22 protein-coding genes and 5 pseudogenes are annotated in these 26434 nt (G+C 57.1%); 15 read left to right on the top strand and 12 right to left on the bottom strand.

Translation table 11 applies throughout. The features are described 5' to 3' along the window. Positions 1 to 380: 380 nt before the first annotated feature. Complete coding sequence (locus tag E4K65_RS12540; protein WP_135174420.1) at positions 381 to 1247, bottom strand: protein-L-isoaspartate O-methyltransferase family protein; 867 nt, start codon at positions 1245 to 1247, stop codon at positions 381 to 383. Positions 1248 to 1943: 696 nt separating this feature from the next. On the opposite strand from E4K65_RS12540, the gene E4K65_RS12535 reads away from it, so the two are divergent. The 4 genes and pseudogenes from E4K65_RS12535 to E4K65_RS12520 all read left to right on the top strand — a co-directional run bounded on the left by E4K65_RS12535 (position 1944) and on the right by E4K65_RS12520 (position 4110). Then, positions 1944 to 2210 carry a hypothetical protein gene (locus tag E4K65_RS12535; RefSeq protein WP_135174419.1) on the top strand — a complete coding sequence of 89 codons (267 nt, stop codon included), beginning with the start codon at positions 1944 to 1946 and terminating at the stop codon, positions 2208 to 2210. 78 nt (positions 2211 to 2288) lie between these two features. Continuing rightward, positions 2289 to 2996, top strand: a complete 708-nt coding sequence (locus E4K65_RS12530; protein ID WP_167770762.1) for a 2OG-Fe(II) oxygenase — start codon at positions 2289 to 2291, stop codon at positions 2994 to 2996. A gap of 431 nt (positions 2997 to 3427) precedes the next feature. Beyond that, a pseudogene (locus tag E4K65_RS12525) lies at positions 3428 to 3856 on the top strand (TraB/TrbI/VirB10 family type IV secretion system protein); the annotation flags it as partial. After that, positions 3853 to 4110 carry a DUF2274 domain-containing protein gene (locus E4K65_RS12520; RefSeq protein WP_135174417.1) on the top strand — a complete coding sequence of 86 codons (258 nt, stop codon included), beginning with the start codon at positions 3853 to 3855 and terminating at the stop codon, positions 4108 to 4110. The pseudogene E4K65_RS12525 and the gene E4K65_RS12520, both read left to right, overlap by 4 nt. On the opposite strand, the gene E4K65_RS12515 is transcribed toward E4K65_RS12520, so the two are convergent. Next, positions 4074 to 4709, bottom strand: coding sequence for a LysR family substrate-binding domain-containing protein (locus E4K65_RS12515; protein WP_235885597.1), 636 nt, complete (start codon positions 4707 to 4709; stop codon positions 4074 to 4076). The genes E4K65_RS12520 and E4K65_RS12515 overlap by 37 nt on opposite strands. A gap of 49 nt (positions 4710 to 4758) precedes the next feature. After that, positions 4759 to 4983 (bottom strand): helix-turn-helix domain-containing protein, encoded by a 225-nt coding sequence (locus E4K65_RS48655; protein ID WP_235885629.1) that lies wholly within the window; start codon positions 4981 to 4983, stop codon positions 4759 to 4761. A 310-nt stretch (positions 4984 to 5293) separates the two neighbouring features. On the opposite strand from E4K65_RS48655, the pseudogene E4K65_RS48650 reads away from it, so the two are divergent. After that, positions 5294 to 5514: pseudogene (locus tag E4K65_RS48650) on the top strand (transposase); the annotation flags it as partial. A gap of 847 nt (positions 5515 to 6361) precedes the next feature. Then, positions 6362 to 7237, top strand: coding sequence for a TauD/TfdA dioxygenase family protein (locus tag E4K65_RS12505; protein WP_235885596.1), 876 nt, complete (start codon positions 6362 to 6364; stop codon positions 7235 to 7237). A gap of 906 nt (positions 7238 to 8143) precedes the next feature. Here E4K65_RS12505 and E4K65_RS12500 read toward each other — a convergent pair. Beyond that, on the bottom strand, positions 8144 to 8425 hold the full coding sequence (locus E4K65_RS12500) for a helix-turn-helix domain-containing protein (protein WP_135174415.1): 282 nt from the start codon (positions 8423 to 8425) through the stop codon (positions 8144 to 8146). A 623-nt stretch (positions 8426 to 9048) separates the two neighbouring features. Between E4K65_RS12500 and E4K65_RS12495 the strand changes: the two genes are divergently transcribed. From E4K65_RS12495 to E4K65_RS12485, 3 genes are all read left to right on the top strand, one after another. Beyond that, complete coding sequence (locus E4K65_RS12495) at positions 9049 to 9321, top strand: DNA -binding domain-containing protein (RefSeq protein WP_135174414.1); 273 nt, start codon at positions 9049 to 9051, stop codon at positions 9319 to 9321. A 164-nt stretch (positions 9322 to 9485) separates the two neighbouring features. Continuing rightward, on the top strand, positions 9486 to 9680 hold the full coding sequence (locus E4K65_RS48645) for a transcriptional regulator domain-containing protein (protein ID WP_135174413.1): 195 nt from the start codon (positions 9486 to 9488) through the stop codon (positions 9678 to 9680). Then, on the top strand, positions 9598 to 10263 hold the full coding sequence (locus E4K65_RS12485) for a DUF2285 domain-containing protein (RefSeq protein ID WP_235885595.1): 666 nt from the start codon (positions 9598 to 9600) through the stop codon (positions 10261 to 10263). The genes E4K65_RS48645 and E4K65_RS12485 overlap by 83 nt, the downstream gene beginning before the upstream one ends. Positions 10264 to 10608: 345 nt before the next feature. On the opposite strand, the gene E4K65_RS12480 is transcribed toward E4K65_RS12485, so the two are convergent. Together E4K65_RS12480 and E4K65_RS12475 are read right to left on the bottom strand one after the other, a co-directional pair. Next, complete coding sequence (locus E4K65_RS12480) at positions 10609 to 11517, bottom strand: LysR family transcriptional regulator (RefSeq protein WP_135174411.1); 909 nt, start codon at positions 11515 to 11517, stop codon at positions 10609 to 10611. A gap of 154 nt (positions 11518 to 11671) precedes the next feature. Next, entirely contained in the window at positions 11672 to 11953 is a 282-nt protein-coding gene (locus E4K65_RS12475) for a helix-turn-helix domain-containing protein (RefSeq protein ID WP_035730210.1), read from the bottom strand. On the opposite strand from E4K65_RS12475, the gene E4K65_RS12470 reads away from it, so the two are divergent. After that, positions 11952 to 12245, top strand: coding sequence for a hypothetical protein (locus E4K65_RS12470; RefSeq protein WP_135174410.1), 294 nt, complete (start codon positions 11952 to 11954; stop codon positions 12243 to 12245). The two genes, E4K65_RS12475 and E4K65_RS12470, sit on opposite strands and share 2 nt — an antisense overlap. Before the next feature lie 2132 nt (positions 12246 to 14377). Here E4K65_RS12470 and E4K65_RS12465 read toward each other — a convergent pair. Then, positions 14378 to 15233: pseudogene (locus tag E4K65_RS12465) on the bottom strand (IS256 family transposase); the annotation flags it as partial. Between the two features lie 1000 nt (positions 15234 to 16233). Beyond that, positions 16234 to 16668, bottom strand: a pseudogene (locus tag E4K65_RS12455) (IS5 family transposase); the annotation flags it as partial. Between the two features lie 41 nt (positions 16669 to 16709). Here E4K65_RS12455 and E4K65_RS12450 point away from each other — a divergent pair. Next, positions 16710 to 17144, top strand: a pseudogene (locus E4K65_RS12450) (ATP-binding protein); the annotation flags it as partial. Positions 17145 to 17744: 600 nt separating this feature from the next. After that, positions 17745 to 18581, top strand: coding sequence for a Crp/Fnr family transcriptional regulator (locus E4K65_RS12445; protein WP_135174408.1), 837 nt, complete (start codon positions 17745 to 17747; stop codon positions 18579 to 18581). 152 nt (positions 18582 to 18733) lie between these two features. On the opposite strand, the gene E4K65_RS12440 is transcribed toward E4K65_RS12445, so the two are convergent. Then, positions 18734 to 19045 (bottom strand): hypothetical protein, encoded by a 312-nt coding sequence (locus tag E4K65_RS12440; RefSeq protein WP_135174407.1) that lies wholly within the window; start codon positions 19043 to 19045, stop codon positions 18734 to 18736. 375 nt (positions 19046 to 19420) lie between these two features. On the opposite strand from E4K65_RS12440, the gene E4K65_RS12435 reads away from it, so the two are divergent. Then, positions 19421 to 20002: a LabA-like NYN domain-containing protein gene (locus E4K65_RS12435; RefSeq protein WP_135174406.1), complete on the top strand. Its 582-nt coding sequence runs from the start codon at positions 19421 to 19423 to the stop codon at positions 20000 to 20002. 1009 nt (positions 20003 to 21011) lie between these two features. On the opposite strand, the gene E4K65_RS12420 is transcribed toward E4K65_RS12435, so the two are convergent. Beyond that, entirely contained in the window at positions 21012 to 22973 is a 1962-nt protein-coding gene (locus E4K65_RS12420; protein WP_135174404.1) for a putative bifunctional diguanylate cyclase/phosphodiesterase, read from the bottom strand. Positions 22974 to 23558: 585 nt separating this feature from the next. Between E4K65_RS12420 and E4K65_RS12415 the strand changes: the two genes are divergently transcribed. Beyond that, complete coding sequence (locus E4K65_RS12415) at positions 23559 to 23864, top strand: hypothetical protein (protein ID WP_167770761.1); 306 nt, start codon at positions 23559 to 23561, stop codon at positions 23862 to 23864. 324 nt (positions 23865 to 24188) lie between these two features. Here E4K65_RS12415 and E4K65_RS12405 read toward each other — a convergent pair whose 3' ends face one another. Further along, the gene (locus tag E4K65_RS12405) at positions 24189 to 24473 is read right to left on the bottom strand and encodes a hypothetical protein (protein ID WP_135174402.1); all 285 of its coding nucleotides are present in this window, start codon (positions 24471 to 24473) and stop codon (positions 24189 to 24191) included. 1030 nt (positions 24474 to 25503) lie between these two features. Here E4K65_RS12405 and E4K65_RS12400 point away from each other — a divergent pair. Continuing rightward, positions 25504 to 25719, top strand: coding sequence for a hypothetical protein (locus E4K65_RS12400; RefSeq protein WP_135174401.1), 216 nt, complete (start codon positions 25504 to 25506; stop codon positions 25717 to 25719). A gap of 453 nt (positions 25720 to 26172) precedes the next feature. Here E4K65_RS12400 and E4K65_RS47150 read toward each other — a convergent pair whose 3' ends face one another. Further along, on the bottom strand, positions 26173 to 26346 hold the full coding sequence (locus E4K65_RS47150; RefSeq protein ID WP_167770760.1) for a hypothetical protein: 174 nt from the start codon (positions 26344 to 26346) through the stop codon (positions 26173 to 26175). Between the last annotated feature and the right edge of the window lie 88 nt (positions 26347 to 26434).

Raw genomic sequence — 26434 nt, 5'->3', positions numbered from 1 at the left:
CCAGTACCCGTGGGCGGTTCAAGATAGTGCATCGCAAGCTGCTTCTGCGAGAAAGCCGGCCGTGTGCAGCCGATATCCTGGCTGGCTCTATCGTAAACTTCTCAAAGCGTGGGTGAAACCGAGGCTCACGCCTAAATATCGCTTCCGCGATCAAGTCCTGCGCCTTTCACAGTTGAAGCTAAAGCACGAGACAACCTATGCCCAGCGGATTGCGCGCTGCCCACAGAAGGATTCTAGCACATCGAGCAGCTCCATTTGGAGCGTTCGCAGCTACGCATCTGACTCCAGATACTAAACCAATTGCAAGTATCTAATTAGCCCTGGGCGCAGAGCGTCCGCGGCGCCAAAATCCGCGAGGTGTTCGGATAGTGCGGCGGGTTTCAGCTCTTGACGCCTAATGCCCAATCCTTAGCAACATACCAACATCGTCCCTTCGCCCGTTGCTTCCAATAGAGGGTTGAAACGTTCTGCCATCCCTTGGAGGCAAGTGCTTTCCTCAACCGTCTTTCCTCAGACGCTCCGACAGCAGCATCGCTTCCTTCAGCGAAAACAAATGACACCTCGCGCAATGCCTCCGCTGCAAACTCCTTTCTCCGACGTCTGACTAACAATGCGACAGCATGCATCGCATGTCGTCCTACAAACCGGGCTTCCGCTTCGGGAATTCCAAGAGGAAATAGAAGACGTCCGCTCTCTTTCAGATTTTCGATCCAGGTGACGGCTGGTCGGCTTACCGCAAAGTTGACGTAAATGAGATCAGCCAATGGAAGTGCGCAGTTCTTGCCGTCGGCATTCAAAACTTCAACGTTTCCCCAAAGTCTCAGGTTCTCCCTTGCGAATTTAGCCAATGACTTGTCGTATTCAATAGCCAGCACTCGCCCCTTTTTGCCGACTAGTTCGGCAAGAATGGCGCTGAAATACCCCGTTCCCGCGCCTACGTGGACAACGGTCGCCCCTGTTAGTGGTCCGACTCTGTGCATCAACCACGCGTGAAGCGACGGACTACCATTGTTAACTCCGCGTTTTGGATCAAGGGAGATGACAACATCTTGGTAAAGAAGTGTGGGGTCGTTCTTCTGCAAACGCAAATGAGGAGCCCATGGAGTCACTGCGTGCCACCGACGGCCTACAAGAAAGTGTTCTCGCGGAACAGCCGAAAATGCCTTTTCTAATTTCTTGTCCCTATCTGCTCCGACCATGGCCAGTATCTGCCGGGCATACAGTTGTCTTACTTCGCGAATATTCATGCCTCTACCCTTGTGTCGCAAAAGTGGCGCACGCAAACATGCACCCGAGCCTAGATCATAATTGTAGGATAAGATCTCCCAGTTAAGCGAAATCAATTGAATTTGAGTGTCTGCTTGAGGCGGGCTCATCGGTGCTTGCCACATGTTCGGTCGCATGACGAATTACTGTGAGAAGGCGATTGTAGCGGAACCGCCGGCGGGCCGCAGCCAGTTCGCGCAGGGGTATGTACGACTGCCTCATCAACTCGCCCGCCGCGATAGCGCACTGATGTGGGACTTTGCACTTCCGCCGTTCGCTCACCTCAAGGTGGTCGGCAGCGGTGCACCAGCCTCTCGCCTTGCGGCTTCCGCCACTATCTTTCTTCTTCAAGGTCCTGGAGCATGGGCGCTTCTAGAGCGCCGTCCCGGCCACGCTTGGCGTCTGACACTTCCAAGCCACCGTATTGGCTCTCCACCTTGTAGAAGGTCGCGCTGAAGATCCCGTGCTTGGTGGCAGACACCGGCCGTCGCCGCTGCCGCTCCTCTTGTTGTGCAATATGACCTGCTAGTTTTTGAATCGGGCTGACTTCATTGCGTCAGCCCGTCGCAGGTCATCGACTCTACCAACTCTTGGAGGTCCTTGCGAGGCTCAGACCATCTACAATCCTACTTGGCCGAGATGGCCAAAACGATCGCGGGAAAGATAGGAGCTAGCAAATGGGCTCATCAGTACCAAACCTGATCCTCAAGACAGACTACGCCACACCAGCAGATGAAACGGTTTTGGAATTCCACATGGACATTCCGCTCTCTCCTGAGGAGACTGCCAGAGTCCGGCAGTTTCTCGCAGGGAATAATTGGAAGGCGTTGAAAGACTATGTCGGAAATTCAAGGCCCCAACTTCGTTCTCTCATATCGGAATGGATTGATAAGACAGAGGATCGCAAGCTTGGCAAGATCGTTTCGCTGAAGGCCAAGGCGTAGTAAATTTCCATGTCCCATTGTCTCCCGCTATCGCCACAATTTTGCGGCGATAGCGGCTGCTCCGTGAGGAGTAACTCAGTGCTGCGAATTTCTGAATGCGATTTGACCGTAGAACGTCGAGCTGAAATTCGAGCGGAATTCCAGACATTCGGATCTGCGAGGATAGTGGATTTTCTGGCGCCTGATGTAGCCGCGGCTGCGTCGGAAGTTCTCCAGTCGTTCGATGCATGGTCGGTTGTATCTATTGCCCCGGATGGAACGCCGATCTGTCTCGACTGGAAGGATTGGGAGCGCTCTCGTCCTGACGGGCGCCAGCCGTACAGTTCCAATGCATCGTTCCAGTATTTATTCAAGAGCTATCCGCTCGTGGAGCGACTGCGTGATGGTTGCGCCACTGGTGTTCTTCGCACAATTGCTGAATACCTGACTGGCACGAGATTCCGACGGATTGTTGCAGATGCGACCGGGCATGGCGAGTTTATCCATGTCGACGGGTTTGCTTCGCGCTTTGAGGCCGGACATTTTCTAACAACGCATACCGATAAGCAGCCGCCTGGAACACCGGGAATTCGAAAGGTTGCCTACTCTCTCAATCTCACAACACAATGGGACAATGACTGGGGTGGACAAACTGCCTTTTGGAGCGATCATGATCCACCCATATGTCTTCCACCGACTTACAATACTCTCTTATTGTTCGCGGTGCCGCGACCACATTCCGTACTGTATGTGCCGCCCTATGCGCGCGGCGCTCGACTCGCCCTTACCGGATGGCTACATGAATGAGGTTTGTATCCGAGGCGGACGGACCTGCAGCCAGCCCGCGCGATAGAGATGACGAAGAATACATGGAAAATCCTTGGAGCGCATCGAAACCTGCATACGAAGATGCCCGCACTAACGTCGGATTGCCGGCCGCATAGCGCATCAAGGTGTGACCCGAATAGCAGATCACATTAAGCCGAACGAGCGAGGCCTCTTGAGCGCCGGTCAATCACGGAAACTCGGCATTGCGATGCGCCGGGGCTTCGTTGTCGATGAGTCACACTCAAGCCCGCCTGTAGCGATAGCTCCGTTGCAAAGACTATTCGCAGATCCGCGTCATCGGCCTTCTATGCAGCAAGTATCTTTTCTCTGCTCTACGCTGGCTCCCTACGACGACTGAATACTTGTTGAACTAATCCGTTATCGGGTGGAATGAAATTGTGCGCGCGGCCGCCAAGCTGATCGGCCAGTACGATAGTTCTGTGGCGTTCGGCCAGAGCCGAATCCTCCTGGTCTGGACCCGCATCATCATGCCAAATGGTAGCTCGATCGCGCTGGGGCGCCAGTCGGGAGCCGACACTGGTGGTTATGCTGGCCTCGAGGACGAGGTCGATGATCATTGGGGCATGCTGTTCAAGGCCGCCGTCCTTTCGACCATGCTCAGCGTCGGAGCGGAGGCGGGCACAAGCCAGAATGAGAACAACCTTGTTCAAGCGATCCGCAGCGGCGTGTCCAACAGCATCAGCCAGACCGGGCAGTAAATCGTACAGCGCCGGCTCAACATCCAGCCGACGCTGACCATCCGGCCAAGTTTCCCGGTGCTGGTCATTGTTACGCGCGGCTTAGTCCTGGCCCCCTACGGCAAGGGAGGAAGACCGTGACGAAGCTCAAGCTTGGACCGCTCGAAGACGACAAGCCGGTAAAGCTCACGATCGAGCTGCCGGCGGCAGTCTTCAGAAATCTCAAAAGCTACGCCGAGATTCTGACGCGTAGCGGAAGAGCGGCGACGCCGACCGAACCTGCCAAATTGATCGCGCCGATGATCGAGCGCTTTATGGCAACCGATCGGGCCTTTGCCAAGGCACGACGAAATGCTGCTCAACGGTCGCCCGGGTCGGCGGAAAGGTCCGGATAACGTTCGCGAAGCAGGTCGAGCAGCGGACGTACTAATGGATTGCCGTTTGACTGCCGCCAATAGACGCGGAAGCTCAGCCGCGTCGGCCCCTCGGCATCATGCACCTCCCGGAAGATGACACCGGGATAAGTCGCGCCAGTCGCACTTTCCAGCGCAAGGAGAATACCGAAGTCCATGCCTACCAGGGAGAGAAGCCGGTCGAGCCCCACGTCATGGCGAAGCAGCTTGCAGGGGTCGGAAGATCCTAATTTGCTGATGAGAAGCTTGAGGAGTTCCGGTCCGGGGCCACGCTGTGACATCAAAAGCGGTTCGCGCCGCAGTTCGCCCCAGTGAACTACGTCATGACTTGTCAGAGGATGTTTCGCGGCGAGGGCCGCAACAACACGTTCGCTCCAGAGCACCAATGACTTGCCGCTCCAATTCGGATTAGGATCCGCCACGACAGCGACATCGATGGCTGAACTGGCGAGGTCCGAAATCAGATGCTCACTCGCGCCGTCGACAAACTGTCTATCGACATCGGGAAAGCGGTGCCGGTGCTCGAGGAGGGTGGCTCGGAGATTGCCGGCTGACAGGGAGGTGTTGATCCCGATGCTCAAGCGGCCACTCTCGCGACGCGAGCGAGCCTTGAGGCGAGCAGCCATTGCTTCAGCTTCGACTACGATGCGCCGGGCATCCTCGAGAAATTCGACCTTCCATCCTTGGTCGCGTACCTCCGGTGGTGCGCTCGAATAGTTTGCTGCCCAACGTATGTTCGAGACTTCTTAGGCAGCGACTGAGCGTCGACTGCTTGATCCTAAGCGTCTCTGCCGCTTTGCGGAGGCTTCGATGCTGGGACGCAGCGATCGCCCAGCGTAGGTCTCGAAATTCCACAGCCACGTTCGAAGCCCTATGGTGAGTTGTCGGACCAAGTGATTTCTTGCCCCTCCATCAATTGTATTCCGTCGGCATGTCCGATTGCGGCCGGAATACGTACTTCAAAAACAGGGGCAATTCAAGCTGTGGATGTAGAAAATAAAAAGACAACTATGAGGTCTTCGACAATCTATGCGCTCCGATCTCTGTCTCATTTTAGGGCCAGTGGCTCAGAAGACAAATCAAACAGCACAGTGCGCTTGGCGGCTCGGAGACCCGCGCCAGAACGGTTTGTATGTCGAGTTGCGCGGTCGATCTAATTCGCGGCTTTCTGAAGCCGCGCCGGGTGGCCGAGAAGGCGCTCGCCGCAATGGTACAGAAACCCTATGTGCAGCGCGTTTCGACCCGTCGGTAGACGACCTGACGACCTAGACCAGCATCTCAAAGAACCAAGTCAGCCAGTCATGCGCGGAGATCGACAACGAGGTGAATGCTTTTCTCGCTCAGCCGATCGAAGGTGATTGGCCCCATCTGTGGATCGACGCCACCTAAGTGAAGGTGGGCCAGAATGGCCGCATAGTATCGGTCTCGGTGATCGTAGCGGTCGGTGGCTCAACTGCCACAAAGCCAAATGGCATGCAGTAACGGAAATCTACGTCTCCGGGCAGAACCAAAGGCAGATCACCGCGGGGCACCTGCATTCGTACAGTGCAAATTTCGAGAAAATCGAGGGATTAAGTCCGTTATTAAGCTGCATCGGAAGTTGCAACATGCTTGTTTTACGCTTCTCCCGCTAGTGCATGACAGCGGGTGGTCAGAGCTGATGAAACAAGTCGCGCATGAACAACTCCAAGTCGCGAAAATATGATTATGAGCCCGTTGAAGTAGTTAATTTGACAGAATACATCGTAAGGTAGATCTTGCTTTTGCGTCCTATGGACTTCACGAGTGCATGCCGCGAACCAGTTCCAATCTTCGTCGTGCGCATGAGGCCGTGCAGGATGGAGGCACGAGGCAGTCGTTGTTCGAGGATTTTCCAAGCATGAGTTCTGAGACGACGCGAACGTCGCGCGAGCTCAAAAAGAAAGCTGATTTCGTTTCATCGACTGGACATGGATTGCGTCTATGATCTGCACTGTTGATCAGGTTGCAAATCGATCTGCTGGCCTCATATGCGAGTGTCCTTCGATGAGAACGGCACGAGGCGTGTCGATACGAAAAGGGAATCGGATTCTTAGATGCTGGTGGTGTGTATCGGAATTGCGGCGCGGTGACCCACGCTCACATAATTCGGGTGTGCAGCATCAAGATGGTTTTGCCGGGTTTGTCGCCAGACGCGACCACCACTGAGCCTGTTTAGACATCCACAGAAAGAGGCGTCGTCATGAGTGGAACAATGGCTGTTGAAAATGTCATTCCGCGAGCAGACATCGTCAAGCACGCGGAGCGGCTTGGTGCCGAAATCAAGAACATTGCGCTGTCGGACGATTTGCCTGACGATGTCATCTTAGCGTTCAAGCGGCTTCTGCTAGAGCATAAGGTCATCTTCTTCCGTGACCAGGGACATCTCGACGATGCACAGCAGCAGCGTTTTGTGCTGAGGCTCGGCTCGCTGATACCGAATCCCACAATGGCGGACACAATGGGCGGTTTAACGATCCGACAGGAGCTGTCTGATCCCGCCTGCGGTCATCTCAACCAGATGAACGATGAGCGGGTCCGCACAGCCATCTCGGTGCTGCGGCTCGCAGCGGTCCCGCCTTTTGGCGGCGACGTTGCTTGGTCGAGCAGGGCGGCCGCTTATCTTGATCTTCCCCATCCCTTGCGGATGCTCGCAGATAACCTCTGGGCTGTGAGCTTCGTCGCATCTGATCTCACTGAGGCAGAGAGGGCCACCGAAGCCAACAAGCCGCCTTGGTGGGGCGTATCCACTGCAACGATCTACGAAACGACACATCCGATTGTTCGTGTTCATCCCGAGACCGGCGAACGCATGCTATCGCTCGGTCGTTCTGTGAACAACTTCGTCGGCCTGCAGCGCTATCCCAGCCAAAAACTGTTTGAACGGCTGCAATCCTATCTCATTGCGCCCCGGAACACCCTGTGCTGGAACTGGAAATCAGGCGACGTCGTAATCTGGGACAATCGCGCCACGGAGCCGTATCCTGTCAGCAAATCCAGCAGCCCTCACTGGATGATGGACCAGCTTGCGACGGACGCCCGCGTACCGCACGTGAAGAGGCCAAAATCAAGGGCGGCAAAGGCTGCCTGACATTATCGGCACCTCCCGGATCACGTCAACGCCTGGAGACCCAAGACTAAGTTGCGGCCCTGCAATGTCGAGCAGAGCGGCCGGTCTTATGCGCGAGGACCGGCTAACGGGGCAACTGCCACCTGCTGGGATTCTTCCAGGCCCAACAGCATTAATCTTCAGGCACCGTCTCTGCTCGCCGGTCAAACCGATGACGCTGCATTTTTGATAATCTGATGCATCCGTTACCTTTCACTCGGCGAGCTGCATCCCCTTCATCGTATCGGGATAGTCAGGTCCGGCGTAGCTCACACCCAATTCAGACCATATTCGCCACCATCTCGCGACGCGTCGGATGGCCTTGATCCACAGCGCCCGGCGTCGGCTGAAACAATCCCGCTCGAGAGGGTGCCTGCGTCTTACGTGTCCCATAAACAAAACCGTCAGTCGCGCCTTTCCAGCACCCCTCAATTGCGCCACTGCATGGGCGCCACACCTTCCCGATCTTCGTCCAGCGCAAAGGTTCCATCCTCGAGGCGAACACCAGCTTGATCCTCCGACCGAAAGCTCTGGAGGGCGGATCTGCTCTCATCCTCTCGCGCAGCAGGACAGCAAAGTCCCTGCATGCCCTCGCGGACTCACCGTTGCGCGCTGCCATCACCCAAACCGCACCGTCGACCCCAAACAGGCTCTTCGAAAACCGCGGGTTCAAGGGGTCGTCGGTAGGTTTAGGCGAGCGGCGCAACCTCATTTCGAAGATGCTCGGCCTTAGAACAGGCCGCTCCGAGGAAACGCTAAGCGGAACCCTGCTGGGGCCACACCGGCTGGAGCAGGAGATCGGAGGCGCCGGCTGTAGATCCATGAAGCGCGTCGGCCGCTCCGGCTCGATTCCGCCAAGCGTTCGCCGAAACATGGCTCGCTCAATATTTACGTCTTGCTTCGGCGAAGCCGTGTCGGCTTGCGCCCTCTGGACATCGGCTTGGGAGGCATTGCACCTTTAGCCGGCTGCGTGAATAATTCGGACAAGTGAATACCCAAAGTCGAGGCGATGCGCTCCAGGAGATCAATAGTCGGGTTCTCTTTCTTCTGCTCAATGCGCCCCATGTATGAGCGGTCGATCCCGGCATCATAGGCCAATTGGTCTTGCGGAATGCCGCGCTCTACGCGGATCCGGCGCACATTCCAGGCCACAAGCGCACGAGCGTTCATGCGCAGAGGCAGCCATTCCGATGATTATGAAACCACTGGTTATAGCCAGACTATTACGATAAGCTCGCAGCAGTAGTGGCTGTCCTTCTCAATTGCTTCGAAGGAATCAGGCGACGGTGAGATGCAGGTGCAGCCAGCGCGTGCCCGTCTTCTCATTGACCATCACAAGCGTTCTCGTGGGGCAATAGCTTGCCATTAGTGGCAGAGAAGAAATAGCGCTCGGAGGTACCGGCGGCGTTTTCCCAGCACCGCAACTAGATAGGACGAATGTTCAACTACGGGGCGAAAGGGAAGCGAATATTCTCCAGTTGGCCGGTTCTGGTGATTGCCTTTCACGAGTACGACCGGGCCGGTCACCATGGAGCACCATGCCTTCCGCCAGGAACAGAACAGCAAGGGCGACCAGTTACAGGGCACATCTGCAATCGCTTGCGGTATGGACTGGGATGAAAAGGGAAAGCGCAGGACGGAGCCACCAGGTCAGTGTGAGCCAATATGCCATTGCATCTCAGCGCGAAAAGGAAGTCGGCGTGCGACCATTGGACGGGTACCAAAACGAACTCAGATTAGTTATCGTTGCTCTGATTTCGGTAGATTTTTCAGCTGGGTAGGAGTTTCAGGGAGTGCCAGCCGAGCCGAAGGTCGCAGAATTGGCGCCCAGCGTCGACGAGCTCACGCCATATGACAGGGAGCACGCTGTTGCCTACATGCGACTGCTTGATGCGGACGCTGACAAGGCAGATTGGCGCGAGATCGCGCGAATTGTGCTTGGGCTTGACCCCACCGTTGAGCCGGATCGAGCGCGACGCACATTCGAAAGTCATCTGACTCGGGCCAAGTGGCTAGCGGGCCACGGCTATCGCGACCTGCTACGTAGCGGTTGGCCAAAAAAATGATCGGCGCGGATATCAGGCGCGCCAGAATGCGTCGCGATCGTAAAAATTGATCATTCCATCGATTAAGTGCGTTCAAGGCGTGCACACGGTAAGCAAGCAGCCGGAAAGCGCCACAATCATCGGCTGCATTCCGCCGCGCCGGAAAATTGCGCGGGAAAGGTGCGATGCCGAATACTGACTGGAGATCTGAGGAAGCGTACAGCGGCCTGAAGAAGGCGGATGCTGCCGACCTGGCCTGGGAGTGGCTGCGCCGGGATCGCGACTACCAAGAGGATTATGAGCGGCTATCTCGCCGCGAACGTTCAAGCGCAGCGGCGGGCGAGTTCCGACGCAAGTGGGGACTCTCGTTTTCCTGCTGATCCGCAAAAGACCTTCGACAAGGAAGCAGTCTTCTGGGCACCCGAGATGCTGCCGACCGTACTTTCTGTGCGGGCGGCCAACTGCCTTGCGCCCAAAACCTATCAGCTTGACTTCGACAATTTGCCGGGCAGCGAGCTTCGCCGTGCGGCGGATGGTTGGCATGCGATCGTGCCGCTCGGGGGCACGAAGCATCGCCTCTGGCTAAGAGAGCTTCCGGCAAGCGGATATGCTGTCCTCGTTGATCTGCCGCTCGATGCCGATTTCGAGCTTCGCTTGGGGGCCGCACGTCGATTTTGGCTCGCCTTTGAGCGTCGGGCGCTTGGAATGCCTCCTCTTGCTTTGCCTGCCTTGAAGCAGCGTCGGCTAATCCTTGCGCTGCGCGCTGTGGATGGATGGCAGGAAGGAAATAGCTACCGCCAAATCGCGCAGGGCCTGTTTGGAATCCGTCGTATTGCCGAGCGCGGCTGGAAAACAGACGATTTGCGCAGCCGAACGATTCGACTTGTTAAGCTGGGGCGGCGCCTCATGCGCCTTCGCTGGCGAGCATTACTCACCAAACGCAGGGGCAGGGATGACAAGTAAAGGGTTGCGGCGCGATAAACGGCCCACCTCCGTTTGCCTGCCAATTCTTCTGCCATGGCACGATGGCGGCCAGGATAGAGTCTTTGCGCTACGATTTCTCATTATTGGCGTGTTGATTGCTGCACCAGAACGGCGCCATCTGCGTAGGCTTTGACGACTGTGCTCGAATAGTCTTCTTAAGTTGAGCGCTCTAAAGCGCGATGAGATTTTGATGAATCGTCATCGCGCTTTAGGTCGTTGTTTACGCATGATCTTTCCGGAAAACCGCTTCGCACTTTTCCGGATCATGCTTTAGACTTGAGCATTGATCTCCTGCTGAGCCGAATTGAGGGACACCGCTAGACCTCAGACAGCCTGCACAGGTGCGACCTTTTTGCAGAGACGAGCCAGCCATCGGCAAAAAGAACGTGCGATCTCGGGGTGCGCGCTGCGATCTACGGCATAGGCGCGATATTGCATGCCACTTGGAGCGCGGGTGCCAGGGATGATTTGCAAAGCGCCCCCTCGCACGAGGTCACTGACGATGATTTCCGGCGCTACAAGAAGGCATTTTCCTGTCATGACCGCCGGCAAAGCAAGATAGTTGTGATCATATCGCGCGCCCGCTCGTATGTCGCTGGAAGACAGGTTCATGGCCCTCAGCCATGTCGGCAGGATGTCTGGGCGCGATGTGATGTTCAGTATAGGGGTTGAGCGGACAATCGAGAGCTCTTTACCCCCGACGAGATTTGGCGGGCCCACGCACACCAGCTCCTCTTTGTAGATTTCCCAACTGTCGGCGGGTTCGATGACGGAAAGATCCCGTGTAATCAAAATATCGAAATCATCCGAAGATGTCGGCGGCGCCAGCGAGCTGACGATGTCCACAACAACGCCACCCGCTTCAGAAGAGAAAGCCTGCAGATTTGGAATAAGAAGAGAGAACGCAAAGGTCGATAGTGACGTGCGGACCACAATACGATTCGTTCCTACGCCTGCACGGCGTCGCATTCTCTTCGCGGTGAAGCTGACAGTTTCGAGCGGTTCAGACACTGCGTTTGCGAATAGCCTCCCGAATTCGGTCAAATCGCTGCGCCGTCCACGCCGCTCGATAAGATCAGCACCCAGATAATCCCGCAGCACAGCCAAATACCGGCTGACCGAACTTTGCGTTGTTCCCAAAGTGGTCGCCGCGCGCGTGACGCTGCCTTCGCGGGCGACCGTCACAAATGCGCGGATGGCATTTAAAGGAACTTCATCGTCTTGAGCCGCCATTGTCCCCTCCGGCGCCAACATCCATCACATTATTCGATGCCCATAGCCGGATCGCTGCGTATCATGGGTCGGCAACGCATGAAATCCTCGTGGAAGCGTGTTACCTGCGCCGGTACCGCACAAGATTTGCATCTCAGCTGGTATTTGTCTGGGGCTAAGTCCTTTTGCCGCGTGCCGGCTTCGGCTTGCGACCTTTAGGTAAGGTTGCAGGTGGCGGCGCGCCCTTGGATGGCCGAACAAACAGCTCGGAGACAGCTACGCCGAGGGTCTCGGCAAGGCGATCGAGAAGATCGATTGTCGGGTTCGCTTGTTGGCGCTCAAGTCCGCTCATGTAGGAGCGATCAATTCCCGCATCGTAAGCCAGTTGCTCTTGCGGAATACCGCGCTGGACGCGGATCCGGCGCACATTGTAAGCCACCAGCGCACGAGCTCTCATGCGCGAAAGCAGCCATTTCGATGGTCATCAAACCACTGGCTATAACCTACCTAAAAATATCACCAAATCAGAAGGTTTTAGGACCGAATTATCCCATGCGTGCCACCGTGTCGGCTTTCCTGGACGCTACTGGGACGGCCCGCACAAGCGCTGGTATGTCGACGGTCTATCAATTCGCAGCGGCGTAGGTTTTGCGGGGGATGACCGGCGCTCACCCGAACTGCTGCCTCGGGTTCGATTCCGCTGCCCAACTCGCACGAACGGCCTCGAGACGAGCAAAGATGCTGGCTGAGGCGATGGTCCTCCATTCAACGAAATGGAGTTGCAGCTCCGATCACATGCGCCGGCGCAAACTACCGCGATCGCAGCGACAGCCGTTCAGCCAAGGTTATAGTGGTCTTCATCCCTGGATAGTGCAGACAGCGCGTTTCAGCGACTCTAATCTCGTTCATTCTCTCGACTCTGAAAATGTCCTCTACCGGTACTACATCTTTGTGGACGTTCCGACGCCGCCAACAGCCATGATACGAAGTGTTAGACATCTTCCGCCCGCCCAAGAGGCACGACGGCGAACTCTCTTAGCTGAAAAGGTCAAGGAACGCGCGCCGGTCGGTTATCAAGAATAACGACCAGTTCAAATCAAACGCAGTACGGCAAGTGTAATCCCCTTTGGCAGCAGCCATCAACTGCACAAGAGGGGCGGCCAAAACAACCCGCAGTGTTGACTTGGAACGGGCAGGGGATAGTGCGAGGGCAAGCGGTGAGACGTCGCGAATTGGATCGGCGACTATCAAGTCAAACAGATGGCCGCGCGCATCATTGCCCATGATGTCTGAGCCCGAACCGATTGGGAGTCGGCGCGCGGTTGAGGCTAGCTGACAGCTTTCGGCTTGGGCGTTGTCCGGACCATTCGAACGCCGCGGGCCGGCATATCCCAAGGTCACTCAGGTGAGAGACTTCGATTTGCCGAGCAGTGCCAAGAGCGACGAGGGTGTCAGGAAAGAGTTGTTGCAGAACACGGAGAGCGGCGCAGACGCGACTGGCGCCATGAAAAAGTCCGATGCTAGCTCTTGATAGCCGACATGCTAGCGAGAACTAGCCGGTGGCTCGGCCATCGGTAGTGAAACGGTGAAAGCGCTGTGCCTGCCAGATGCCGCAAGCCTCGGTAGTCAGCCAAAACTGGCCACCTTTGCTCCCGTGAGGGGCACGCCCCTCACGGCGCTACCAAGTGGTATTTTGAGAAGTACCGCAGGGCGCCTAGCTGGACTAGTGCGCAACCCTGCGAAGACGACGCTGTCCCAGGGACGAAAAAGGTTAACGGCGACGTGACTCGGCGCTCAATCCCTGCAAAGCGCTGTCCCTGCCACGCGCCGCTAACTTTAGTGCCGGCCTTGCCCGATTCGGTATCCAGCCTGACACTTTGCCCCCCTGTAGGGTGCTGCCAAGTTGTAGACTGAGAACGACTGCAAATCACCTACCTGAATTGGTTGGATCGTCCGCTACTTTCTACGCTGATACGCTACCTCACGGAGAGATTGGAGATACCCAGCATACTAAAACGCTCCGCTGCGTGAAAAAGGCTTACACGCTGCCGCTCATGTCAAAGCCCGGGAAATGTTGGCGGGATAAGACGGGAGGTGTGGAAGCGATCGCTTGAAAGTCCACGCGAGCCACTAAATTTAACGTCGTCGATCTCCCTCGGCACAAGCGACGGGTGTCCGTGCCTGAAAAAGCATGACAGTGCGGCTCGTTTCTCCGCCACCGGAAGCAGCGCGGGCGCGACTCGGCGCCGGTCGGTTGGGACTGGATCGGGGGCTGTCCCTGCCGCGCCTGCGCTGCAGATTGAGGTTAGCAGGAACGTGACTCGGCGCTGTCCCATTCTGGTAATGGCGCTGTCTCTACCACGCCTCGCTAACCCTAGCGGCTCTGTACTCACGCTAGCTTTCCAAAAGCTGACGAAACCTGTGCGGCAATTCACAAAAGAACAGCAGCTGTCGTGGCCGATTGCGTACCATGCTCACTGGCGGCCGCTGACCGCCCGAACAGCGCGCGCACCCAAAATGAAACCGATCGCTCCCGAGGCTGGCACAAAGGATCTTCTCTGCGGTATAGGCGTGGCAAGTACAGACTTCCTCGAACCCGGTCATCGCGACCAGGAAATTGGTCTTAGAGCATGCGTGTGCGCACAGCATGAAAATGCATTGTCTGCTCAGTTGAAGCATGGTCCCCAGAGAGTGGGAGGTGCGCGCCAAAGTCGTATTCGCTTGGTCTCAATATTCGTGAAGGCCGCAACAGGCTGCGCAACGCGCTGTCGACCGTACCGGACCCGTGTGGTGGGCGGGCCGCTTGGCTGCCCTGGCTATATCGCAGGGGATGTCCCGATCGCTGTTGAACTAGGTCGGGCCGACGTTGCCGGAATGAATGTTACGCGGCCCTCGTGACGTGGGCAACGGGGTTGATCGTCATGCGATTGTGGCGAGCTTGAAGAGTCGCACGCAGAACCGACAATTGCTTATGCGCCTTCAATCGTCGGAAGCCCTTGTTGGCCTCGATCATGCCGGCCGCGACCCATCGCAAGGCCATACCGGCATCCCGCCAGTGTGACGTTGCGCGTGACGCGGCGAATGGTGCCCATCATGTTCTCGGCGATGTTGGTACAGGCGAGCGATCGACGAAGCTCCTTCGGCAGCTTCAACCGGACGACAGTTAGGATTTCGTCGAGGCCTTCGAGGATGCTGGCCGCTACGCCGGGCCATTGCTGGTCGAGTCGACGCGCGAGATTGCGGATCAATTTTTCGGCCTTGCCGGCGTCATCGAGCTCCCAGGCCTGGCGCAGCACCCGACGGGTGCCGCATGATGCTCTTTCGGCAGGCGTTCCATGATGTTGCGCGCCTTGGGGATCTGGCAGCGCTGGATCGCAGCGGCCGGACCGAAGGTGCGGCGGATCGCCTTCGACAGCGCCTTCGCGCCGTCGGCGATGAACAGTCTTGGCACCGTCGGGTCGAGCCCGCGCGAGACCAGGTTGTCCAGCAGGGCCTGTTGCGGCATTCTCGGTCGCCCCTTCCACCAGCGCCAGCGGATGCTTGTTGCCTTCGCCGTCAACCCCGATCGCGGCGACTAGCACGAGATCGTCGTCGAGATGCAGCCCGTCGATTTGGACCACCAGAAGGTCGAGCGTGGACAGATCGGCAGCCATGAAGTCGGCCAGCCGCGCCGCCGACAGCGCAACGAACCTCCACGAGGCCGCCGATTTTGAAATCCCAGATCCGGGCGGTGCCGGATCCCCTCGTATTATCGCGTGTCCAATCGGTTAGGTGGTCGGCCGGCGAGTCGTTCAAATGACGAATACACATTCGTTGACCGCATCCCCACAGCGGCAGGAAGTCGCAGCGGATCACCGTCTCCAATTAACGGCCAGTCGCGAGGAGCGGGTTCATCAGGCGCAAATAAAACTCAGGATGGGCCACCGGCCATCGACAAGTCGAGGCGATATCACATGGCTCCGGACCCGCGCTGCCCCGTTTTTCGAGGTGCAGCCAACGCCATCGACTCCGATCGGTTCGAGGCACCAGCATCGGGTCTGCGAACTAACGCGCGCCACCGCGTAACTATCGCATAAGAGTGCTGTCAATTGGCACTACCAGATCTGGGTGTTTGGGGAAGCAGTACTTGCATCGTAAGGTTACGGACAGGTCGGACACATATGTGTTCTCATCAAGAGTCGAGGCGCGCAATTCCATGGCAAACATGAACCTCAGCTCCCAATCCTTTGCCGACGCAGGCGCGCGACAGCGGACCGTCACCGACAAGAACTCACAAAATTTAGAGCACTGGTCCCGAGACGGACGGGTTTCCAGATGAGACGTGTCATGAACCCAATAGCGCTGGTCGCGGCCGCAATAAAGCGCGCTCGGGCACTCTCCGATTTTGACCGGTGCTGCGCAATCTGGTGGCTCTATCGGCTCCATTTCGGTATCAATCGCGACGTGATGTTGGGCCTTGACCCGGTCACGATCGCCCAGGAGAGATCCCGCTGCGGCATTTAGGCCTCGTGACATCGGCCACCTTTCATGCGAGCGCTGGCACTGCCCCACCAAACCTGCCACCAGCTTGCGCGTTGGCTGGCGGACAAAAAATCTCAGCCTAACGCCAAACGTCTCAAGTCTCCCCCAGTCCATTAAGGTCGCAATCACATCTAGTACCGGCGGACTGCCTGAGGGCACCTCAATGGCGCCTGGAAATACGTGAGCAGACCGCATAAGCCGAACTAGGGTTCAGACTCAATTGATCCAATAGGCGACGATGGCGGCGAGGTGGACGGCAGCCAAAAAGTTCCTGGCGAGTTTGTCATACCGAGTTGCGACACGCCTGAAATCCTTGAGCCGACAGAAGCAGCGCTCGATAACGTTGCGCCCTTTATAGGCGCGCTTGCTGAAACTGTGGAGGGTCACCCTGTTGGATTTGTTTGGAATGACCGGCTTTGCGCCGCGATTGACGATTTCGGCGCGAAAGCCGTCGCCGTCGTAGCCTTTGTCTCCGATGAGGGTAGACATCGGCGGCGCGAGTTTCAAAAGGGCTGACGCTGCGGAAATATCTGCGTCTTGACCCGGAGTGAGATGAAACGCGCAAGGTTTGCAATCAGGGTCGCTCAGCGCGTGGATTTTCGTGGTCCGCCCACCACGCGAACGGCCGATCGCCTGTCCATGCTCCCCCCTTTTCCGCCGCGCGCCGCTGGATCAAGAACCACGAGAATTGCGCCATTGTCGGGCCGACCGGCGTCGGGAAAAGCTGGCTTAGCTGTGCGCTTGGTCACAAGGCCTGCCGGGACAACCAATCTGTACTTTATACTCGCCTGCCGCGATTGATCGAAGAACTGGATCTTGCCCGGGGCGATGGCCGACTTGCCTCGCGCATGAAGAGCATCGCCGCGGTCGAGCTCCTGATTTTGGACGATTGGGGCCTCCAGGCCATCGACGCCAATGCCAGGCACTATCTGCTCGAAATCCTTGAGGACCGCTACGGCCGTCGGTCAACACTCGTCACCAGCCAGCTTCCAATTGCCAAATGGCATGAGCTCATAAATGACCCGACTTACGCTGATGCCATACTTGATCGCCTGCTTCACAATGCTCACAGGCTCGAACTGAACGGTGAATCCATGCGTCGACCGCCTGTCCTTCCTCGGCCTTGATCACATCGTCGGCCGATGAAGACCGAGACTGCAACCCGCGAAGCTGACCGGCCGCTACGGCACTGTTGGGGGTGCGCGTCCGCTCAGCTTCACTCCGTCGAGCGACCATCATCAAACTTCAGACATGATCTCTTCGGTGGCCGCTTGACCACGGGCTAACGATAAGCCAATTACCCTAACGATCGGGTGCTTCACCTGCGCGCGATCAGATCAGAACGCTGCGCGGCATCAGATTGGAATAACTGCGCGCGATCATTGGAATCCGCACTGTTGAGGAAAGATTGTTTGATTGTCTGGAGGGCATCAGAACCAATTCGCTTCGAATAATGAGCTCCGGCACAGAGGGAGCATGATTAAGCGCTCGCGTGATATCCGAAATGTTCTCTGAGAGGCGTGGTTGCCTTAATGGCGGTGCGTTTGGCTCACGCGGCGGAGTCCACCCCATCGGCCCGGCCGGGGCGCTGAAATTCATCAAAGAAAGCATCTAAGCGCGGGATTTAAGCCTCAACGCGCGGGCTATTGCAGAAATCAATATGGAAAATTTGTTACAGTGCCAGGTTATTCCAGCAGATTTCCGCGCGCTATGAGACGGACCGCACTATGACTGATCGAGTGCCAGCCCTCCTCGAAGCGCTGGACAGCTCGGGAGACGCCGCTCTCAAGGGAGCGTGCGGCGAACAGCCGATGCTTCATCGGCCCGATAGCTTGCGTCCTAAAAAGCGGCCCCTTGTCAAAAATGCGATCCTGGCCAGAATTTCTCTGGAAGGCCTCGCGGCAATAGGGGAGTGCCTTGAACCGATCGTCCTGAAAGAACGTATGGTTCTGCAAGAGCCGAAAAGGAATGTCGAGCACGTCTATTTCATAGAGTCGGGCCTCGTCTCGCTAAGGGTTGTCGCGGCGGGAAGCATGCTTGAAACGGCCGTCATAGGATATCGGGGTGTGGTTGGTGCTTCTTTTTTGTGGGGAGGACATTTTTCGACGTATCAATCTGTGGTGCTCTTTCCCGGAAGCGCGCACAGGATTCGTGTCGAGGAGTTGCGTCGGCTGATAAAGGAGCGTCCTGAGATCCGAGAGCATCTGTTTGATTATGTTCAAGCGCTGACATTTCAGTGCGTTCAGACAGGACTGTGCGGGGTTCGGCACGATCGCGAACAGAGGCTTGCGAGCTGGCTTTGTTTGGCGAGTGATGCTGTTGACGCTGGCGTGCTGCCAGTTACCCATGACTACCTTTCGTCTGTCTTGGGACTCCGTCGCGCTGGAGTCACGCAGACCCTAAGCCGATTCGAAGAACGAGGGCTGATCCGCAAGATGCGCGGTGTCTTGCAGATTAATGGACACAAGTGCCTCGAGCAAAGGGCGTGTTGTTGTTACAAGCTCATTTCGGGCGCCTATGCCTCGTCACAGTCCGCGATTCCAGCAAAAGAGCGCCTGGGGTAGCAAAGTCGCGCAGGCGTTTTGACTCGCCTCTCCAGGTCATAATCGAGGCGACTTGCCGACCAAGGTATCGCTCTGCGTAGAGCAAAGAGCCGCGTCCGCGGCTCCATTCACGTCGGCCGGAGCCAAGTACAATTTTGGATGTCAGCCGAAGGTCACGATAATTTTTCCAGTTCGTACAGGTGAATGATGCGCGGTTCATCTGGCAGAACGCGGCCGTCACCGCCGACAATCCACTTCACACCGGCCCGGTTCTTATATATCCAGAGAACCTTGCCGCAACGCTCATCAAACTCATGCCCACGAAGGCGTGCCCAGTTACCAACAGCTGGCAAATTAGGTGGGGCCGACCCCTTGCTCACCTTCAGCTCGGGAAAGAGACGCCACGCGGCCTGAAATACCCTTTCCCGCCAGCTCAGGAAGACACGTTGCGCTGTCGTTCGTAGTTGTTCGTCCACAACGTGCACCCCACCTCCATCAGAGCGTCAACCATACGGCTGCTCTTGTGCTGACGGCATGCGTTTCTTCAGGCTCACTTGCAGTATTTGTGCGTTACACGAAGTGTGGCGCGGCCGCGACCTTCTCGGAACGTGTTCGAGCCAATTCTAGCAGCGCTGCAACAGAGTGTGTTCAGAGCGAGATGGCGGGATCTTTTGTACGAAGCGCTCCAATCTGAAGCCGAGATAACACACTCGGGCGAGAAGCGAGATTATTCGTTCGTTGCGTACTGTGTTTGTAGGAGCGTAGCCTACGGGCCCAAGGTATCGATGCCCGAATCATGGCAGTCAGCAGCAGCCGCTCTGAAGCATCGGAGACGACAGATGAAGAGCGCGAATTGAGGCATGTCATCGTTCGGCAAGATCGCGCTCTTTATCGATGGCCCCAACCTCCGCGCAACCGCGAAGGCGCTCGGCTTCGACATCGACTACAACCGCCTGCTCGGGGCATTTCAAAGCCGCGGCACGCTGCTGCGGGCGTTCTATTACACGACGATCGAGGATCTCGAATATTCGGTGGTCCGGCCGCTCGTCGATTGGCTCGAGTATAACGGCTACACGGTTGTCACCAAGCTGACCAAGGAATTCGTGGACGCTAGCGGCCGCCGCAAGGTGAAGGGCAATATGAACATCGAGCTCGCGGTCGATGCCATGGAACTCGCCGAGCACGTCGACCAGATCATTCTGTTCTCCGGCGACGGCGACTTCCGTTCCCTGGTCGAGGCCGTGCAGCGTCGCGGCGTCCGCGTGACCGTGGTTTCCACCATTGCAATCCAGCCGCCGATGATCGCCGACGAACTTCGGCGGCAGGCGGACGAATTTATGGACCTAGCGCAGTTGAAGCTGAAGGTGGGACGCGATCCGTCCGAACGGTTCGGTCCCACGTCAGGTGCCGTCAAGCGCCGCGATTCAGTCAGCGCGGAATAACGCATGGCGGTGATTTCGTGCAGGTTGAGGGGGGCGCCAATAATACGCTGTTTAGGGCTCAACCCGTCTCTCGTCCCTGTTCTGCTAATATGGGTGGTCAGTGCGACTGCGGAGGAGAGCAGGGCTGATGACGGTAGATCGTCCCTGGTTGTTCCAGATGTCAGGATCGAATGCTCGCTGAAGCGGAAGGCTGGCGAACTGTTGGAGACGGAAGCATTCGTCGCGCGGGAACGCTATCAGGAAGACATCACACCAACGGCCAAAGTCAGGATTTCGTGGCTTGGCGCGACCTTTATGCACCGGTACGCAGTCAAAGTCGAAACCGAGGGGGATCCATCCCTGCAAACTTACATCTTGAGGAATCCTTCGAGTGCGGTCGACATCAGCAGAGAATTAGGCGCTCGCGATGAGACCAGGCTTGCGAATGTGTGGTGCCTCTTAAGGCTGCAGGCCAATGGAGAAAGCGGGGCGCTGCAGACCAATTCTGCTCCCAACATATTTTTTGTTCGTGACGGTTTAGGAGACCTTGGTGTGGTTGACGTCCTATGGGGAGGCGCAGGCTGGGAAATTGGAGCGAGTCCGATCGGAAACCAACGGACATGGCCTCCCGGCACTCGCGTCTTCTCTCACGGCGCGGATAAACGAATGTAGCGTGCAACGGCTCGCCCGATTCGGCAGTATTGGAGTGGATGTTGGGGATGCGGTTGTCGGGACCGCGCTCGCCGTGATTGTGCCCACGTCGATCCCGTCTTTCTTGGGTCACTACAAGAAGGGCGCAGTGGATCTCCGTGTGCTGAAGACGTGGGCGATACCAAGTTCGACCTGTGTGCTTGGTGGCATCACCGTCGCTTCGGTGGCGAAACCCGTATCGTTCATGGACGCCTTTGTATCGTCTGCATGTTCCTCGATTTTGGTCGCCGCCAACGGAAATCTCCAATACTCGACCTTACGCGCGCAAGGGGCACACCGCGTACTAAGATCGAAATGGTCGGTCGGTTTGCCGAAAATTTCAAGCGGCAGGCGTCGTCCATTGCCTATTTTGATCGAGCAAGGCGAAGATGCGGTCGGCCGATACCGGCCGACCGATGAGATATCCTTGGACTTCATCACAGCTGGTTTGGCGCAAACACTCGAGCTGCTCGGTGGTCTCGACGCCTTCCGCGACTACGCCAATGTGTAGATCCTGCGCCAGCCCGATTATTGATTTTACGACCGCCGCGCTATCCGGTCTTGTCAGCATGTCGCGTATAAAGGACTGATCGATTTTGATGCGGGTGTAGGGCAATTTTAGCAAATAGGTCAGCGACGAAAATCCCGTTCCAAAATCGTCGAGCGCCACCGTCACCCCCAGTTCCAGGAGTGAATTCAGGATCGATGATGCCGGCCCGTACTTTGAAATCAGCATCGACTCCGTTATTTCGATTTCAAGGCGGCTAGGGGCAACTCTGGCCTGCGCCAGGGCCTGCACGATTGTTTGCAGAATGCTGGTGTTATGGAATTGAGCTGCAGAAAAATTCACGGCGACCCTGAGATCGGAGGGCCAGTTCGACAGCGTCGAGCAGGCGCGTCGGACTACCCACTCACCGATCGGGTGGATCAATCCGGTTTCCTCGGCAATTGGAATGAACTCAGCCGGCGAAATGACTCCCCGGACAGGGTGTTGCCAGCGCAGCAAGGCCTCAAAGCCGGTTACTCGGTTCTCGCGAATATCAAAGAATGGTTGGTAGACGAGAAAAAGCTCGTCTCTCCCGACCGCCTTTTCCAGATCCCGTTGCAGCGCCCTGCGATCGCGCGCTGATTTGTCGTCGCTGACCTCAAAGAAGCGAACCGTCCCGGGCCCCGCCGTTTTTGCACGATAGAGCGCAAGGTCGGCATTCTTCAGGAGCTCATGAGGCGTATTGCCGTCGCGCGGGGCCAACACGATCCCGACGCTCGTCGCGCCCGCGATCTCGCATCTTTCGATTAGGAATGGCTCGCCGAAAGCGCCAATGAAGCGCTCGGCGATTTCCAACGCGTCTTCTACTTTGGCCAGATTGGTCACGATCAGCGCAAATTCGTCCCCGCCGATCCGCGCGACAGTATCGGTCTCTCGCGCGCATCGCTGCAGTCTCGCCGCGGCCTGAATGAGAAACTCATCTCCTGCCGGGTGGCCGAATTTGTCGTTCACGTCCTTAAAGCGATCGAGATCAAGGAGGAAAACCGCGAATTCCTCGCCCGAGCGAGCCAACCGGTTGAGGGCAGCTTCGAGGCTTTCGTTGAAGGCGAAACGGTTCGGCAACTGGGTGAGGGGATCCCGCCGGACCCTCCTTTCGGCTTCCAATTGAGCAATGGTGCGTTTCGTGAATTCGAAAGAATGGGCGAAAACGCCGCGCAGAAGCACGAAGCCATAGGCCACAACGAGGATAGCGACGAGCAGATAGACGAAATCGCCGTTTCTGCCGAGGCAGATTGCCGTACCCACGAAAATCGGAGCCGTGAATGCGACTGCCGCCACCGGAATCGTAGCGAAGGCGAATGCTCCGCCCGCGAGCATCCCGGAGCAAAGACATGTAATCACGAGTTGGCCACCATTCGAGGCCTCGGCGAAGAAAGCCACCGGAACGACCGCCCAGGCGGTTCCGAGAACGAGCGCATTTCGCACCAGCCGATGCATGGCCTGTCGGGAGACGAACTGCGGCTTCGTAATCCGTCGTGATAAACGCGCCTTCAAGCCTATCGATAACGCGCCGCAAACCACGGCAGCTGCCCAGATCAGGGCATAGTTTCGGTTGGACGAGTACCAAAGAGCAATCACGAGCACCGTCGCATTGCAGGCGTTGGCCAGCATTATTCCCAGCGAATAACCAAGCACGAGAGAGATCTGCTCCGCGCGAATGTACCCTGCGACTGCTTCATCGGTCGCAGGGCCGCCGAAAGCCGCCAGATCCCCCGCGAATAGCTTCGAGAGATACGAGCTCAGATATGTCCTCATCTGGGACCCCCGCAGGACTGACTCTGCCGTTGCGCCAGTGCTGGAAGGTCGCGGCAAACATTTGACAAAAGATAAATTCTTGAAGTTTGCCAGGTCGGCACGGCATGGGGTGGCCGAACTCATTATTTGCAAACGCGGGGCACAGTTCTGTACGTTGCGTACTGACCTACGCCTTTAATCGATCGCCGAATTCGGCTCACCGCCAATTCGACGGTGGGGCGGTATGATCGACAGTGCTCTACGAAGATGCGATGCGCGAACGCATCGTAAGCCGCCTGCGCCGGCGATCTTCTCTGCGATGAGATGTATGACGCAGCTTATGCGCGACATCTCGCCGCTTTCCCGCGCCATATCCGATAGAACGAAGCAATCCTGCGGGTTCGCCGCAAGAAGCGCACGATAGACGCAAAGGCCGACGTGTTTCGAGACTAGCCCTCAGAACAGGTCTGGCCCAGATGAATTTTAAGGGCATTGTCGAGGTTAATACTAACTCCGCTTTGTCGGCGCGGCGGACAACGCGATCCTTGTTAGAGCGATCTAGATGATGGATTGCAGTGCGGCTCGCACTCGAACCGGAAGTGAAATGTGACGATTATCCTAGCCCTGCTAGGGAGCGCAATCATCGGACTGGCGACGGGTCTGTTCTTTCGGGTCTGGGCCATGGTGCTAGTGTCTCCGGCGACCGCGGTCCTCGCCGCGATTGTTCTTCAGGCCTCCGGCTTTGGCTTCTTTGCTGGCGTGTCCGTCATCGTCGGATGCCTCGTTGTCGGCCAGATCGCCTACCTGCTGGCAGCGTTCTGCGTGCATAAGGGAGACATCTCAGTTCAGGACGAAGTCTACGGCGATCCAGGCGAACACCGCCATCAGGATGTCCGCGACAAGCACCAGTAGCGCAAGGCCCGTCCAGGGCGGCAGTTTTCGGCGCAGCCGTAGGGGTTTTCGCCGTGTCAGCAGACGGCCCACTAAGAACGGAGGTGCGTACCCGACAGCAATGCCAGCCGCACTTTTTTGAAACACCATGGATCTCATTGCGGCACACCTTTCGTTGCTAATGCTCGGTTTACCGTTTCATCAGCAAGAGCAGTGCCAGCGCGGAGCATGCGCGGCAGAGGCGCGGTGGCGGGCGGAATGACAGCGTTGGAAGTGTGGCACGGAACCTGCGTGTCAACGTGGCATGGGCGGCATCCGGAGTCCGATCGGCCGCATGGGGAGGGATCAGCACAGCCTCGATCGATTCCCCCGCGTGGACTCACGAAAGCGGATCCAGCCGTATATTGCGGCTGTTCTGAAGATGACTTCGATACCTGGGTAAAGAAGAGCATAGTGCTTATTCGAAGATCGGCTTACGAGGCCGGCATCGCGCAGCCGCCAGTTCAGCACCTGCGATCTTTCAGGTTTGATCGCCTGGTAGCGCTCGTCGGCTTCCTCAAGGCGCTCCGACGCATCGACGATCGCGACTTTCAGGCGCTTCAGGCGATCGGCCCGCGAGGAGTCCGGCATGCGGACGAATCCAGCGCGATGTCTCTGGTGGCTGTGAACTTAGCGTGAGACGGCCGAGCGGTCAGCGGGTAACCTTGAGCCGTTACCTTAACTTCAGCACGACGTTGCAGCTCCCGACACAACCGGCATTCTAGGTGACGCTGGCCGTCTGACGAATTGCCGCCAGAATTTCAAGGCTAGCACGAGCCGCCGGCGATACTGGCTGGAAAAGCCGGCGGCTCACTCTGACGGCAGCACCGCCACAACGCCACCGCGATCGCCCGCGGCTGAACCGTGCATCGGCGACGGTGCTACCGGAACTGTGCTGAAGCCCCGGATTTCCGGCGCGCTCCTCAACACGCGCGATGATTCACAGCGTGGGCAACCGAGATTTCGCCGACTACTCGCAGTGTGCGTGTCATACGGTCATTCTGAGCGCGTTGCGTGAAGTATGAAGATCAGTAATGGCAGTGTATTTGGTCACTTCGGAGTCGAATAACATAAGGCGAGCTACGCGCAGGTTCGACAGAATCTGATCAATCATATTTAAAGCTGCAGTCACATCAAGGATGAGGGCCTGGATTCCGTGTGGCTCATCCAAGCTGCGTCGACAGCTGAGGCGCTAGACGCCGACATTCGACGACACATGGACAAAAACGATAGGCTCATTGTCACGAGACTGGTGAACGGTCAGCATCAAGGCTGATTGTCTAAGAGGACTGGGCCTGGATCAACCCTCGCATTTAACTGAAGGTATAACGCCTCGGTGCAAGCCCGAGTCGCAACGCAAAGCAAGAAAATGAGTTCATGGGACGGACTTAGCCCCGGCCAGTTCTTGGCTCGAGTGGGGTTTTCAGTCGCTATCACGGCCGCCGTTGTCGTCGGGACTTTCATCGCAATCCGCTATATGGCGGGCTTTTATCGATGATCTGAGCCGGGCGCAGTGCTCAAGCATTCCAGCCGCGAGCTCTTCCGGTGCCCAGCACTTCCGCAGTGACCTGAGAGGGGATCTCCAGTATACCAATGCCTGTGGAGCATGGAGAGTGTAGTGATGGCAAAGGACCCTGAGGGCCTCGGGCGTATCGCAGAGATCGAAATCGACGAGTCGGCTGCGATCATAGTCGAGCAGATCGACGACGAGATCACCGTCGCTATCGCGAGCCTCGTGGGCGTTCATTTTCAGGTAACGGCCGCGCAGGCACTCAAGCTCTCTCAGGCACTAGCTGCTGCCGCGGAGAATGCGGAAAAATTCCGTCGGTCAACCTAATGCTGACATCCTCCGCTGAATCCGTCGAAATTGCCCAATGCTGACACTCACCGGGATGCATCCGCTTAATATAAGGCGGTACACACCCAGATGAACGTTGTCTCGGCATGGCCAGATCGTCGCCAGATACTTTCAGGAAGAATAGGAGCATCAGCTATCGTTGCGCCGATCCTGCCGTCGTTGCGGCAGCAACAATCTAGACCTCCTGACAAATTAGCCACTGACGTGATCCGACGGCTCGATCAAGCTATGCGGGGCGGGCTGAAACAAGATTTCGCCTTCCGCCAAAAAGCAGATGTCGGCCGGTCTACCCCGACGCAGATGGGTCCCGTGATTTTGGCAAGCGCAACTCGAATTCGAGCGAAGCCCGAGAGAGGTCCTAGTCGAGTGGAGCGACTACGCGGGGAAACTGCCCCTCCGGATGGGTCGTTTATGTCGTCCGATCGTTTCTTCTCAGGGAACAGGCTCATTCTTGCCCAGCTTTGTAAGTTGGCTGGCTTGACCTTCTGGCCGCTCGCAAACAACATCAGTCGTTGGGAAAATACTGTCGTATATCGCGCGAGCCTCCCGAATTAAACGAATCCGCTCAAGCTCGGATTTTGGAACAAGTTGAACGATGTCACTCATGGGCAATGCAACCTTGTTTGTACACACGTTCAACGAATAGATGCAGACGGGGAGGACGCACGTTTACTCTGTGTCGTCCGCGTTGCCG

The sequence above is a fragment of the Bradyrhizobium niftali genome, from assembly GCF_004571025.1.
In the GTDB taxonomy this organism is placed as follows: Bacteria; Pseudomonadota; Alphaproteobacteria; order Rhizobiales; family Xanthobacteraceae; genus Bradyrhizobium; species Bradyrhizobium niftali.
This window is presented reverse-complemented; position numbering and strand designations above follow the sequence as displayed.

What these genes read in the sequence shown, in the direction of transcription:
- E4K65_RS12480 (WP_135174411.1), bottom strand. Translation starts at nt 11,517, where the DNA reads ATGGCGGCTCAAGACGATGAAGTTCCTTTAAATGCCATCCGCGCATTT.
- E4K65_RS12475 (WP_035730210.1), bottom strand. Translation starts at nt 11,953, where the DNA reads ATGAGAGCTCGTGCGCTGGTGGCTTACAATGTGCGCCGGATCCGCGTC.
- E4K65_RS12400 (WP_135174401.1), top strand. Translation starts at nt 25,504, where the DNA reads ATGGCAAAGGACCCTGAGGGCCTCGGGCGTATCGCAGAGATCGAAATC.
- E4K65_RS48645 (WP_135174413.1), top strand. Translation starts at nt 9,486, where the DNA reads ATGCCGAATACTGACTGGAGATCTGAGGAAGCGTACAGCGGCCTGAAG.
- E4K65_RS12505 (WP_235885596.1), top strand. Translation starts at nt 6,362, where the DNA reads ATGGCTGTTGAAAATGTCATTCCGCGAGCAGACATCGTCAAGCACGCG.
- E4K65_RS12405 (WP_135174402.1), bottom strand. Translation starts at nt 24,473, where the DNA reads ATGCCGGACTCCTCGCGGGCCGATCGCCTGAAGCGCCTGAAAGTCGCG.
- E4K65_RS12540 (WP_135174420.1), bottom strand. Translation starts at nt 1,247, where the DNA reads ATGAATATTCGCGAAGTAAGACAACTGTATGCCCGGCAGATACTGGCC.
- E4K65_RS12535 (WP_135174419.1), top strand. Translation starts at nt 1,944, where the DNA reads ATGGGCTCATCAGTACCAAACCTGATCCTCAAGACAGACTACGCCACA.
- E4K65_RS12420 (WP_135174404.1), bottom strand. Translation starts at nt 22,973, where the DNA reads ATGAGGACATATCTGAGCTCGTATCTCTCGAAGCTATTCGCGGGGGAT.
- E4K65_RS12445 (WP_135174408.1), top strand. Translation starts at nt 17,745, where the DNA reads ATGACTGATCGAGTGCCAGCCCTCCTCGAAGCGCTGGACAGCTCGGGA.
- E4K65_RS12485 (WP_235885595.1), top strand. Translation starts at nt 9,598, where the DNA reads ATGAGCGGCTATCTCGCCGCGAACGTTCAAGCGCAGCGGCGGGCGAGT.
- E4K65_RS47150 (WP_167770760.1), bottom strand. Translation starts at nt 26,346, where the DNA reads ATGAGTGACATCGTTCAACTTGTTCCAAAATCCGAGCTTGAGCGGATT.
- E4K65_RS12470 (WP_135174410.1), top strand. Translation starts at nt 11,952, where the DNA reads ATGCGCGAAAGCAGCCATTTCGATGGTCATCAAACCACTGGCTATAAC.
- E4K65_RS12500 (WP_135174415.1), bottom strand. Translation starts at nt 8,425, where the DNA reads ATGAACGCTCGTGCGCTTGTGGCCTGGAATGTGCGCCGGATCCGCGTA.
- E4K65_RS12435 (WP_135174406.1), top strand. Translation starts at nt 19,421, where the DNA reads ATGTCATCGTTCGGCAAGATCGCGCTCTTTATCGATGGCCCCAACCTC.